General features: G+C 43.6%; 15 protein-coding genes. 7 read left to right on the top strand and 8 right to left on the bottom strand.

The features are described from left to right. From L884_RS0121480 to L884_RS0121455, 5 genes are all read right to left on the bottom strand, one after another. Positions 1–254: heavy metal-binding domain-containing protein (locus L884_RS0121480; RefSeq protein WP_028769416.1), on the bottom strand; the 254-nt coding region annotated here is incomplete at its 3' end. A gap of 24 nt (positions 255–278) precedes the next feature. Further along, positions 279–896 carry a heavy metal-binding domain-containing protein gene (locus tag L884_RS0121475; protein ID WP_028769415.1) on the bottom strand — a complete coding sequence of 206 codons (618 nt, stop codon included), beginning with the start codon at positions 894–896 and terminating at the stop codon, positions 279–281. Positions 897–1,028: 132 nt separating this feature from the next. Then, positions 1,029–1,451, bottom strand: coding sequence for a hypothetical protein (locus L884_RS0121465; RefSeq protein ID WP_028769414.1), 423 nt, complete (start codon positions 1,449–1,451; stop codon positions 1,029–1,031). A 117-nt stretch (positions 1,452–1,568) separates the two neighbouring features. Then, positions 1,569–1,988 (bottom strand): DUF2057 family protein, encoded by a 420-nt coding sequence (locus L884_RS0121460; RefSeq protein ID WP_028769413.1) that lies wholly within the window; start codon positions 1,986–1,988, stop codon positions 1,569–1,571. A gap of 198 nt (positions 1,989–2,186) precedes the next feature. Beyond that, on the bottom strand, positions 2,187–2,648 hold the full coding sequence (locus L884_RS0121455; RefSeq protein ID WP_028769412.1) for a hypothetical protein: 462 nt from the start codon (positions 2,646–2,648) through the stop codon (positions 2,187–2,189). Positions 2,649–3,033: 385 nt separating this feature from the next. On the opposite strand from L884_RS0121455, the gene L884_RS0121445 reads away from it, so the two are divergent. After that, a complete protein-coding gene (locus L884_RS0121445) occupies positions 3,034–3,597 on the top strand; it encodes a NapC/NirT family cytochrome c (protein WP_028769411.1) in 564 nt (187 codons plus the stop codon). 222 nt (positions 3,598–3,819) lie between these two features. On the opposite strand, the gene L884_RS0121440 is transcribed toward L884_RS0121445, so the two are convergent. Together L884_RS0121440 and rsmD are read right to left on the bottom strand one after the other, a co-directional pair. After that, on the bottom strand, positions 3,820–4,101 hold the full coding sequence (locus tag L884_RS0121440; RefSeq protein ID WP_028769410.1) for a DUF1145 domain-containing protein: 282 nt from the start codon (positions 4,099–4,101) through the stop codon (positions 3,820–3,822). Beyond that, entirely contained in the window at positions 4,102–4,725 is a 624-nt protein-coding gene (gene rsmD, locus L884_RS22535) for a 16S rRNA (guanine(966)-N(2))-methyltransferase RsmD (protein WP_051435722.1), read from the bottom strand. Positions 4,726–4,950: 225 nt separating this feature from the next. On the opposite strand from rsmD, the gene ftsY reads away from it, so the two are divergent. The 6 genes from ftsY (at position 4,951) to L884_RS0121400 (ending at position 11,029) form a co-directional block, all read left to right on the top strand. Beyond that, positions 4,951–6,945 (top strand): signal recognition particle-docking protein FtsY, encoded by a 1,995-nt coding sequence (gene ftsY / locus L884_RS0121425; protein ID WP_028769409.1) that lies wholly within the window; start codon positions 4,951–4,953, stop codon positions 6,943–6,945. A gap of 84 nt (positions 6,946–7,029) precedes the next feature. After that, the gene (gene ftsE, locus L884_RS0121420) at positions 7,030–7,722 is read left to right on the top strand and encodes a cell division ATP-binding protein FtsE (RefSeq protein ID WP_028769408.1); all 693 of its coding nucleotides are present in this window, start codon (positions 7,030–7,032) and stop codon (positions 7,720–7,722) included. A 9-nt stretch (positions 7,723–7,731) separates the two neighbouring features. After that, entirely contained in the window at positions 7,732–8,697 is a 966-nt protein-coding gene (gene ftsX / locus L884_RS0121415; RefSeq protein ID WP_028769407.1) for a permease-like cell division protein FtsX, read from the top strand. Positions 8,698–8,961: 264 nt separating this feature from the next. Further along, entirely contained in the window at positions 8,962–9,819 is an 858-nt protein-coding gene (gene rpoH, locus L884_RS0121410) for an RNA polymerase sigma factor RpoH (RefSeq protein WP_028769406.1), read from the top strand. Between the two features lie 305 nt (positions 9,820–10,124). Beyond that, positions 10,125–10,481, top strand: coding sequence for a DUF4870 family protein (locus L884_RS0121405; protein WP_028769405.1), 357 nt, complete (start codon positions 10,125–10,127; stop codon positions 10,479–10,481). 149 nt (positions 10,482–10,630) lie between these two features. Beyond that, complete coding sequence (locus L884_RS0121400) at positions 10,631–11,029, top strand: hypothetical protein (protein WP_028769404.1); 399 nt, start codon at positions 10,631–10,633, stop codon at positions 11,027–11,029. Between the two features lie 10 nt (positions 11,030–11,039). Here the strand turns inward: L884_RS0121400 and menE are convergent, their stop codons facing one another. Continuing rightward, entirely contained in the window at positions 11,040–12,497 is a 1,458-nt protein-coding gene (gene menE, locus L884_RS0121395) for an o-succinylbenzoate--CoA ligase (protein ID WP_028769403.1), read from the bottom strand. Positions 12,498–12,507: the final 10 nt, after the last annotated feature.

Genomic DNA, 12,507 nt, shown 5'->3' with positions numbered 1-12,507 from the left:
TTGTTGCCCGTCTCTTGGTCATCGGTGTCTTTTTGCTCCGAGACAAGAAACATTTTGCACTCAGGGCAGCGACCGGGCTCATGGCTGGTCACTTCTGGATGCATTGGGCAGTAGTATTTAGACTCATGCTGATGGGCATGAACGTGTTGGTTTGTTTCTGCACTTTGACTGTAACTTAACTGTGGGGTAACAGCCATAGTTAGTGTTAGCGCGCAGATAAGTGGGCTTGCCACTTTAGATTTAAAAAGACTCATAATGCCTTATCTCCACCCTAAATATTAGTGATGCATGTGACCAGATTTATGTGCGTTATCGTTTGCTGCGATAGGCTCTAGATCCATTCCACATTTAGGGCAGCTGTCACCTGCTTGACCTGTAATAGCTGGGTTCATAGGGCAGGCATGGGTATGCTTGCTCATATGTTTGTGATGCTTTTTAGCTTTATTAGGGCATGACTCTTGATTTGGACAAGAGTCGCAGTTCTTGTGAGCTGCTTGGTTAGCAATAGGCTCTAAATCCATACCGCATTTAGGGCAACTATCACCGGCTTGACCTGTAATTGCTGGGTTCATAGGGCAAGCATGAGTGTGCTTGCTCATATGTTTATGGTGATGTTTCTTAGCTTTATTAGGACAATTGCCTTTGTTTGGGCAAGACTCACAATCTTGAGCATGGTGCTTAGCTGCTGAATTAACAACTTCTAAGTCCATACCACATTTCGGACAAGAATCGCCTTTCACGCCAGTTACTTCAGGGTGCATTGGGCAAGCATAGGCTTGATGTTGGCCTGCTTGGTGACCTTTATGAGCACCATGGTGGTGATCATTGGCCGATACATTGGGTGCCCATGACAAAACTAACAAGGCTGATAAGGCTAAACTAACAAGGGTTTTCATAACTCAACTCCATCATACAGATGGCCGAATAGCTGTGCTTGAAGCAAGCAGCAGTACAATTAACGGCTTAAATAATTGCTGATTAAGATTAATAACGATTTTTTTATCTTGCATAGAGACTGGCGCCTCAGGTTATGCAATCGGAGGTTTTAAATCTTGTGGCAATGAAATAGAGTGGAAATGAGGCATAGGAGTGGCCGTTGCAATATCGGATGCGCTGAAGCCCGGCCAAGGCGACACGCTAAACAGAGTACCTGTTACAGAAATAACCAAACAATGACTACAGTCATTTTGACAACTACCACTGCCACTACAGCAATTAGGTGAGTGTTCAGCTATTACTTGCATATTAGCTTCATTCTCACAGCAGTTATCAGAGGCGTCCATATCCATTGTCGTTTGATGACAATCTGCACCGTCTTGCATGCTCATCATCGGCATATCATCAGCCATTGCATTTGCGACCATCAATGATCCATTAGCTAGCACTAGCTGACTCAACAAAGCGAGTAGCGTAATAGCTAATAATGTATGACGGCGAATAATGCTAAACATGATGTTTCCAATTAATGTGCTTTGCTAAGTCTATCATAGGAATTGGCTGACACATTGATAAACTTCACAAATTGCTCTGTTCAATGTGCAGCCGAGTTCACTTTTTAATGCTCTATACTATTGCTGAGGCAAGAGTAATTTGGCCATCAGTTGGCTGTGAGTCATTAAACTTAGTTGCTTTTCACCACCCTTAGCATCTCTCAGTTGCAGCATTGGGTTTTCGATAAATAAGTAGGCATCTTCTTCAGTTCTTATATTAGGGATAAGAGCTTGATAGTGACTGGCGACGTCAAAATCTAGATAGAGGTAAAGCGGTTCAGATCTCACCCAGTTGCTATCTTCAGCGCTTGCCTCAAATAGATCACTGTATCTAACTTCAATAAGGTTATGGCCTTGATCTAGTTCAAGATAGCGACCATCGACATTATTTAGGCCATTAACAGCCAATACATCAATGGCTTCAGGGAAAGAGACAGAAGCTGCTGATGACATAAAGCTAGCTAAAGATAGTGTGATAACGCTGATAAATTTTTTCATAATAAGCTCCGAAACATTTCAAATAATAGCTTTGGTGCAGCGCATTACGTTTAAGCATATTGATGCGCGGCACTTGATGGCTAACTACCAACCATTTGTAGGCAGTTTTGCCGTAATCTGTTGCTAAGGGAGACTTAGTGAATGCTTGCCGTTGCAAAGCGCTGTTGTCCAAGCCTCCTAGATACGATGAAATAAAGCTTATGCGTTAATCGGAGGGGGATTTTTGGAAGCAAGCTCTACAGTCTGTAGCGACCAGAAATGGGTTTGAATGCTACTGCTTGAGTTGCTAATTAATAAGGTGAGCTGTGAATCATCCGTTATTCCAGGAGTTGAAATACAATGTGACACACAGTTGCTAGCAGTTAGTTGTTCACAAACAGCATCACAATCAACTTTGATTGACTGATGCAAACTCACGTTTGAATCACAATTTTCACTGTTATTGGCCAGATCAATGCTTGTTGCTTCATGCAAGTTATCGAGTTGCGTAGCTTGATTGAACAACGTGGCTTGTGTCAGCGACGGCTGGATAGTTGCATTTTGCTGTGCCATAGAATGGGTGTTCGCAACAAAGTATTTAGGCATTGCCATCACTGGCGCAAGAATAAATTGCCCCATAATAGTGACTAAAAATGCTAAATAAGCGATTTGCTTGCCCATATAAACCTTTGCGTTTAGCAATCTTGTTGCGATGAAAATAAAGACCTTTGATTGTGATAAAAAGTTTCAAAAAATCACAAATTTTTTGAATTTTAATGTGTTCTACCCCGCAGTTTTACATCTAAAAGAAGTTCAAACTAAATACCTTAAATCATTATTTTATAAGGATAGATGATAAGTAACCTTGCGAATATCAAGGCTTTAGATTAGCTTTAGTAAAGACGCATATAAAATGAGCGCTTTTGGCGGCAAGGACAGAGTTAGAGCCATGTCTCATTTTGCGCTTTTAGTCCCAGATCAATGAGTAAGATCTGGTTTATAATGGAACGCATAAATTAAAGATGAATTAAATCATCGGAAAAAATTAAATACTTGGAGAAGAGTGATGAACTGGCGAGCACTATTTAAACCCAGCGCAAAAATTTCGATTCTGGCATTGCTGATTATCGGTGTCGTTGTCGGTGTTGTAGGCTACTTTGCTACACAGCAAACTTTACACGCAACAAGTACAGATGAGTTCTGTATGAGCTGTCACAGCAATCACTCATTGAAAGATGAAGTGTTAGCGTCTGCTCACGGCGGTGGTAGTGCTGGTATCGTGGTACAGTGTCAAGATTGTCACCTTCCACACAACCCAGTTAAGTACCTAGTGAAGAAGATCATCGTTTCTAAAGATCTATACGGTTACCTAACAATCGATGGTTTCAACACTCAAGAGTGGTTGGATGAAAACCGTAAAGAGCAAGCTGATCTAGCGCTTAAGTACTTCAAAGGCAACGATTCTGCTAACTGTCAACACTGTCACTCTCGTATCTACGAGAACCAGCCTGACACTATGAAGAAAATGGCTAAGAGAATGCACGCTAACAACTTCAAGAAAGAAGAAGACAAGCGTAAGACTTGTGTAGACTGTCATAAAGGCGTTGCTCACGTTTATCCAAAAGGATAATCCTCAGGTATAAGCCTAGAGTAAAGTAACGACGCAGACTTTTGCGCTGCAAGTCAAAACACTAAAAGCCCCTTAATTGGGGCTTTTTTGTTTTTAATAGCCAACTTAGAATCTAGGACCTAGGACTTGGAATTGAGAATCTAGGACCTAGGAACCTTGGAACCTTGGAACCAAGAACCTTGGAACCAAGAACCTTGGAACCAAGAACCTAGAATTTAGAATTTAGTCTTGAGGTTGTTTGTCTAAAACTTGTTTGCGATAGTGAAGTAGGCTGAACACCCCAAATAGGAATACCTGCAGATAGTCAGATTTCTTCAGTGGCAATAGCGATTTAAACATAGTGTGAAAAATGAGAGTCTGAAAGCAATGCATTAAAATTGTCATTGCAAACAAAATATTGAGTACCACAGCAATATTACCGGCAAAAGGTACCATTAGGTTGTAAAGCATCATTATCCATGCAAAACCTGTGATAAGTTTGCCTAACACTAACATGGCTTTCATTTAGTTGTTTTCCTCGATGTTACAGTCATCGTTGTCTGTGTGCTCATTAATTGCAGAGTACTGATATAAACGATAGATCACTTGCCCGGCTTTCTTCTCTTTTAGCATTTCCCAGCTCGCGGGCACATTCAGTAAGCTGATTTCACTTTCAGTCTCGACATAGATTAATGCGTCTTGATTAAGCCACTGATACTCATCAAGTAGCGCAATGCTCTTTTCAGCCAAAGACTTTCTAAAAGGTGGGTCGATAAATACCAAATCAAAGCCTTGGTTTGGCTTGTTAGCCAATAAGGCTAGACTGTCACCTTTAATGACATCTGCATTATCACACTTTAGCGTAGCGAGATTGGCAACGAGCTGCTTTGCCGCTTGTGCTTGTAACTCGAAAATCTTCGCGTAACTGGCGTAGCGAGATAAAGATTCAAGGCTTAATGCGCCGCTGCCTGCAAAGCAATCTAGCACTCTTGAGCCACGAACATCGTTAGCTATCCAGTTAAACAGGGTCTCGCGCACGCGATCTGTTGTCGGGCGTAACCCCTCAAGATCATGGATCGGTAATTTGCGAGATCGCCATTGGCCTGAAATTATCCTAACTTGACCGCTAGAAGGTCTTTTTTTGACCATGGTGTCCTCGTGATTTTGCCTATTGAAAGAAAGTGGTAGACTATGGCGTCTAAATTAAGGGCGCTATTTTATATCAAAGCATAGCCAAATGGTAAAAAGCCGTAGATGTAATCTGCTTGAAATGCTTTTTTGCTGTTTTTATCAGCGTAATTTAAGCGTAATTTTGATATAACGTCCTCCACCCTAATGCATTTATGTACAGCGATTTGAGCACCGGTATAACACATGGCAAAGAAAGGTTTTTTTTCCTGGTTCCGCAGGGATAAGTCTAAAGAAGAAGCGGAAGCTGCTGAAGCGGCAAAATTAGCACAACAACAGCAGGAGCAGGAAAGACTGGCGGCCGAACAAGCTGCAGAACAAGCTCGCATTGAAGCTGAACGAATTGAATCTGAGCGTATTGCCGCAGAGCAAGCAGAAGCTGCACGTATCGAAGCAGAACGTATTGCCGCAGAGCAAGCAGAAGCTGCACGTATCGAAGCAGAACGTGTTGCCGCAGAGCAAGCAGAAGCTGCACGTATCGAAGCTGAACGTGTTGCCGCAGAGCAAGCAGAAGCTGCACGTATCGAAGCTGAACGTGTTGCTGCTGAGCAAGCAGAAACAGCACGTATCGAAGCTGAACGTATTGCCGCCGAGCAAGCAGAAGCGCAGAGAATTGAAGCTGAACGTTTTGCCGCAGAACAAGCTGAGGCGCAAAAAGTCGCTGCAGAGCAGGCGGCTATTGCAGAGGCTCGTATTTTAGAAGAGCAAGCGGAAGCCGTGCGTATCGAAGCTGAACGTATGGCAGCCGAGCAAGCAGAAGCAGCACGTATTGAAGCTGAACGCATGGCAGCTGAGCAAGCAGAAGCAGCACGTATCGAAGCTGAACGTGTTGCTGCAGAGCAAGCAGAAGTTGCACGAATCGAAGCTGAACGTATTGCTGCCGAGCAAGCAGAAGCTGCACGCATCGAAGCCGAACGTGTTGCGGCTGAGCAAGCAGAAGCAGCACGCATCGAAGCCGAACGTGTTGCCGCCGAGCAAGCAGAAGCTGCACGTATCGAAGCTGAACGTATTGCTGCTGAGCAAGCAGAAGCAGCACGTATCGAAGCTGAACGTGTTGCCGCAGAGCAAGCAGAAGCTGCACGCATCGAGGCTGAACGTGTTGCCGCTGAGCAAGCAGAAGCTGCACGCATCGAGGCTGAGCGTATTGCCGCAGAGCAAGCAGAAGCAGAGCGTATCGAAGCTGAACGTATTGCTGCCGAGCAAGCAGCAGAACAACCTGAGCCACAAGCTAAACCGGTAAAAGAAGGCTTGTTTGCGCGCTTAAAGCGTGGCTTAAAGCGCACCAGCGAGAGTATCGGTAGTGGTTTTATTGGCTTATTCAGCGGTAAAAAGATTGATGATGATCTATTTGAAGAGCTTGAAGAGCAGCTATTAATTGCTGATGTGGGTGTTGAAACTACGACGCGTTTAATTAATAGCTTAACTGAACAAGCAAGCCGTAAACAGCTTAAAGATGGTGAAGCTCTGTACGATCTTCTTCGTGAAGAGATGCAGAAAACGCTAGATCCAGTATCAGCACCTTTGATCCCAGAAAATGCTGATGGTCCGTTTGTGATCTTAATGGTTGGTGTCAACGGCGTTGGTAAAACGACCACCATTGGTAAGCTTGCTAAACAGTATCAAGCGCAAGGTAAATCAGTGATGTTAGCTGCGGGTGATACCTTCCGCGCAGCGGCGGTAGAGCAACTGCAAGTTTGGGGGCAACGTAATGATATCCCTGTGATTGCCCAGCACACTGGTGCAGACAGTGCTTCAGTTTTATTTGATGCATTACAAGCTGCGCGAGCACGTAATGTTGACGTACTTATCGCAGATACAGCGGGTCGCTTACAGAATAAAGCACATCTAATGGATGAGCTGAAAAAAGTCGTGCGAGTGATGAAAAAGCAAGATGAAACAGCACCACACGAGGTCATGCTAACGTTAGATGCAAGCACTGGTCAAAACGCGATAAGTCAGGCACAACTATTCCAAGAGGCTGTTGGCGTAACCGGTATTACTATCAGTAAGCTAGATGGTACGGCGAAAGGTGGTGTTATTTTCGCGATTGCAGATAAGTTTGGAATTCCAATTCGTCATATTGGTGTTGGTGAGCAGATTGATGACCTTCGTACCTTTGACGCTAAAGACTTTATCGAAGCTTTATTTAGCCAAACAAAAGACGACAAAGACGCGAAATAACGTTAGCTTATATCTAGCGTGATTGAAAGATAAGCACCCTGCGGGGTGCTTTTATTAATGCCAACTAACAAGAAATCTTATTCAATGATTCGATTTGAGCAGGTAAGTAAAGTCTATCCCGGTGGCCAAAAAGCCTTGTCGGATGTGAGTTTTCATATAAAGCGTGGTGAAATGGCCTTTTTAACTGGTCATTCTGGCGCGGGTAAGAGTACGCTGCTTAAGCTGATCACCGTTATTGAAAGAGCAAACGGCGGTCGCGTTTCAATTAATGGCCATGATATTGCAAAGGTTAGTCGCTCCCAAGTGCCTTATTTGCGTCGTGATATCGGTATGATTTTTCAAAACCACCACTTATTAATGAACAAAAGCGTGTTCGATAACGTGGCGTTGCCATTGATGATTGAGGGTTTTTCTATTGGTGAAATTCGTAAGCGTGTTGCTGGCGCACTTGATATGGTTGGTTTGTACGGTAAAGAGCGTCATAACCCCATCATGCTATCGGGCGGTGAGCAACAACGGGTCGGTATTGCCCGTGCGATTGTTAATAAGCCGCCTTTACTGCTTGCCGATGAGCCAACTGGTAACTTAGATCCTAAGTTGTCGATGGATATTCTACGTCTATTTGAAACCTTTAATGATGCAGGTACTACTGTGCTTATTGCGACCCATGATTTAGGTCTGATTGCGCGCATGAAATACCGTACTTTAACCCTTAAACAAGGTCGGGTGTTAGGTGCAGAAGAGATCAGCTCTCAAGACAGCATTGGCATTAATTGAGGATAAATAATGAGCCAGCAACCTCAACTCAATCGCAGTAAATTACCGCTTTCAGGGCGTATCGTGATGTTTTTTATCCGTCATATCCAACATGCAATGGCGAGCATGGGGGAGTTATGGCGTAATCCATTGTCATCGATTATGACGATGGCGGTATTGGGGGTGAGCCTTAGCTTACCAGCAGCATTGCAAGTCTTGGTCAAAAATGCTGAAACCATCACTGAGTCTTGGAATAGTGCTGCTGAAATCTCACTGTTTATTGATGAAGGGCGCAGTGAAACCGCCATTCAAAGTCTTATTGCTCGGATCAATGTGTATCCAGAGATCAGCAATATTAATTACATCAATCGTGATGAGGCGTTAGAGGAGTTTCAGCGTCTATCGGGGTTTGGTGAAGCGCTATCTTATTTAGATTCTAATCCACTGCCAGCAGTAGTGATGGTCACGCCCAGTGTTAAGTATTCAAGCCCTACCGGAGCGCGTGAGTTACTGCGTAAGCTTGAGCAAGAGCCTGAAGTGAGTTTTGGTCGCTTAGATATAGAGTGGCTAGAGCGATTGCAAGCGGTAGTGAAATTGCTAGAACGCACAGTAATGGCCATTGCAGCATTGTTAGTATTGGCGGTGGTATTGGTCATAGGTAACACTATTCGTTTAGCTATTATGAATCGCCGTACTGAAATAGAAGTGATGAAATTGGTGGGCGCAACAGAAGCTTTTATTCAGCGGCCATTTTTATATACCGGTATTTGGTATGGGGTTATCGGCGGTTTCCTCGCTTGGGTGATTATCAACTTATTGGTTTGGTATTTAGATTCTGCACTGGCCGAGTTACTTGGTTTATACGGCAGTAGCTTACATATGGAATCGCTTACTGTTGCAGAGCTAGGTCAGTTGGTGCTGTTAGCTTCATTTCTAGGCTGGCTGGGTTCCTACCTGTCGGTGCGTCAGCATTTGCGTGCCATAGAACCGTCATAATAAAAGGTTACAGTTTAAACTTGGTGGTTTGCTTAAAAGATGAACTTTGTTTCATTTGCGTTGCCTATCACTAGGTGTAATATTTTGTTGGCAGTGATTTGCAGCAAAATTTGGCTAGGCTTAGTGCATATTGATACATATTAGATAAGTACGATGGTTGACATATTTTGTCATTTAGTCGATAGTTCACTGTCCATTTCAGTAATGAATGGTTCGTTTAGCAGTTTTTAGCAAGACCTTTGTAAGAAAGTAGTAGGAGCGTAAATGACAGATCAAGCGCAATCAATGGCACTGATGGTTCCCCAAAGTAGTGGCAGCCTCGAGTCTTATGTTCATTCGGCACACAACATTCCAATGTTGGAAGCTGATAAAGAATATGAGCTAGCGAAGCGTCTACAAGAAACGGGCGATCTACAGGCGGCTAAAGAGCTGATTATGTCGCATCTACGTTTTGTGGTTCATGTGGCTAAAGGCTACTCAGGTTATGGCCTACCACAAGCTGACCTAATTCAAGAAGGCAACATAGGTTTGATGAAAGCGGTTAAACGTTTTGATCCCGATGTTGGTGTACGCTTGGTTTCATTTGCAGTGCATTGGATTAAAGCTGAAATTCACGAATATGTACTGAAAAACTGGCGCATTGTTAAAGTGGCTACAACTAAGGCACAACGTAAGTTGTTCTTTAATCTTCGCAAGGCTAAAAAGCGTCTAGGTTGGTTTAGCGATAGTGAAGTGGGCATGGTGGCTGACAGCCTAGGGGTGTCAAAAGCCGATGTGACTGAAATGGAATCACGTATGGCAGCGCAAGATCCTGCATTCGATCTGGCTAGCGATAATGATGATGAACAAGATTATGCACCAATGCATTATCTTGAGGATCACTCTTCAGATTTAGCGTCTCAAGTTGAAAATGACAACTGGGAGCAAAATACTCAGGCTCGCCTATTGTCGGCAATTAAAACGCTTGATGAACGTAGTCAGCATATTCTAAGAGCGCGCTGGTTAGATGAAGACAAGACCACATTGCAAGACTTAGCCGCAACTTACCAAGTGTCGGCAGAGCGTATCAGGCAATTAGAAAAGAATGCCATGAATAAGCTTAAAGGCTGTATGGAAGCATAAAACTATCAGTTTTAAAAATTAAAACCTGCTTTTAGCAGGTTTTTTTATGTCTGGAACATTTAGCCCAAAGCTCACGGACGGGAAACTGTGGCTTATCTCTGAAATCAGGGCTGGAATAGGTGGCAATCACATTAGGCTATTGGCCAGCTGCTGGGTAGGAAGCTCATTTGCAACAGTAAGTTAGTGGTGATAAGTTAACCGCCGATGTTGCGCGGCGTTGGCACATATTTTTGTGGACAGCAGAGGTAGGGCTCTGTTTGGGTCGTGCATCAAGTTAACATTCATCAAAATATAGGGAAAATAAGATGAGCGAAGTGACAGTTGACAACGGTGATGCAAGTAAGGGCAATGCCAAAATCGTTTATATTCTTTACTTAGTAGCATTAGTTTTTGGTATTACGGGGATTGTTGGTGTAGTGATGGCTTACATCAATAAAACGACCGCGCCAGAGTGGCTGCAGTCTCACTACCAATATCAAATCAGAACATTCTGGATTGGCGGCCTATTTATGTTTGTAGGAGCTCTATTATCGCTAATTCTAATCGGATGGTTTGTGCTGTTGTTCTGGGTAGTTTGGTTGGTTGTACGCTCAATTAAAGGTATGCAAGCACTTGATGCAGGCAAGCCAATTGATAACCCAAAGGCTTGGTTATTTAACTAAGTTAAATCAGCTCACTTTTTGAAGTAAACCAGTTTAATCAAGGTCTTGTTACTTCACTCACAGCTGAGGCAAAGGGAGAGAGACTTCTCCCTTTTTATTTAAGGCGATAGCTGCTTCCTACCTGTAACGTCTAAACAAAGGGTATTGTTATGACGCTTTCTAAAACACCAGACTACAAACAATATTCGCTTTCTGAGCTTCACGATGTAAAAGAACACATTGATAAAGAAGCCTATCCAGATAGGTATAGATTACTAATTGAAGAAATCGAGTTGAGAAAGCAACTGCCAGAGCTAAAGGCGGAGTCTCGTGTATTTAGCAAAACTGAGAAGGTATTTATCCTAAAAAGCGTAATGCTGCTTGTTGCTGTATTTCTTTCTCATAGTCTATTTAAAGCCTATAAAACGGGGGGAATTACAGCTAGAGGAGGTGATGAGTATTATTTAGTGACTAACCCTATGGGATTTTATTTTATTGTCGTTTTTCATGGGCTTTTTCTGTTTTATGCGATTTACTTTATATTCTTTAGCTCAGATAAAGACTACTAATACAAGGGTATTAGGCCTTAACCGCGGCAATTACTTGTTTGCGGATAACCTTAATTCCAGCACTGCTGACTTCTGGCCAAGGGTAATAACATCTTGGTCGCTTAAAGCGAGCTATTTTGTTGGCGAGAAACTCGGTTAATTCTGCTTCCGAAGGTTGGTTAGCCGGATCCTTAGCTAGCTTAATTATAGCTGCTGGTAAACAGCCAAACTGAGGATCAGCTTGTGGAAATACGATGGCATCACTGATTTTGGGATGCAGTTTTAAGGCGGTTTCTATCTCTTCGGGTTGGATGTTCTCACCACCGCTAATAAACATATTATCGGCGCGGCCATCAATGCACAGGTTGCCGTTTACATCAAAGCGGCCTAGATCTTTGGTGTAGAACCAGCCGGCTTGATCAACTGGCAAATTAAATCCGCCTTTGACTAAATAGCCTAAGAATAAGCACTCACCTTTGACCCAAATTTCGCCATCGATAATTTTTAGTTCTCGGCCAGATAGTGGCTTACCGCTAGCCCCATCGCCGTGCGCAACACCTGTGGTGATTTGTGAGCCCATCTCTGTCATGCCGTAGCTGGTGTAGGCTTTTATATCACGCTTGGCGAGCTCTGCGAGTAGATCTGCAGATATTGCACCGCCGCCGAGTAGCATGGCTTTGACTCGGCCTAAGCTGTCGTTGTTATTCTCGCTATCAGCATGGAGCAGTTGTTGTAATTGTGCGCTTACCAAGGATAGATGGCTGATTTTATCTCGAGATAGCTGCTGGGCTAAAGTTAGGCTTTTATCCTCGAATACCACACAGGCTCCGGCTATAGCGCAGCGGTTTAAGATAGCGAGCCCACCAATATGAAATAGTGGTAGCGACAGCAACCAGCTATCTTCAATCGCTAATTCAATTAGTTCACTTGAGCCTGCAGCACTCGCGATATGGTTAGCTAAACTGTGGGCGGCCGCTTTGGGTGTGCCGCTGCTGCCAGAGGTTAAAATTGCATTCACTGCACGGGTAGGGTCAATAAGGGCTGCTTGGTTGGAACTTAGCAGATTAAAATCAATATCAACCATATTGCTCGTTTGTTGGCTTTGCAGTAATTGCTTGAGCTGAAGATGTTCTAAACCAGTGTCTTGCGTTGGTTCAAGCCAATAATGCTGATATTGGTGGGTGTTTATTAGCTCAATGATTTGCTGCGGTGCAAAGCGTGGCGAAATAGGGCAAAACAAAATGCCTGTATCAACACATGCCCAATAGAGGGCGAGTAATCTTGGATTGTTAAAACTAACACAGGCAAGTCGCTCACCAGCTGTTAGCCCAAGCGCGCGCAGCTGCTCGGTAATGGCAATAACTTGCTGACTTAAGGTTTGATAACTGACAGCATGTCCCGCAACGCAATAAGCCGCAGCGGTGGCATTATTTACTGCCTGTTGATGAATGGGTGATAGCAGTTGTTTGCTTGGGTCTTTAGCTGTCATCTTAATCGGT

The organism is Shewanella fidelis ATCC BAA-318, assembly GCF_000518605.1.
Lineage (GTDB): Bacteria > Pseudomonadota > Gammaproteobacteria > Enterobacterales > Shewanellaceae > Shewanella > Shewanella fidelis.
This window is presented reverse-complemented; position numbering and strand designations above follow the sequence as displayed.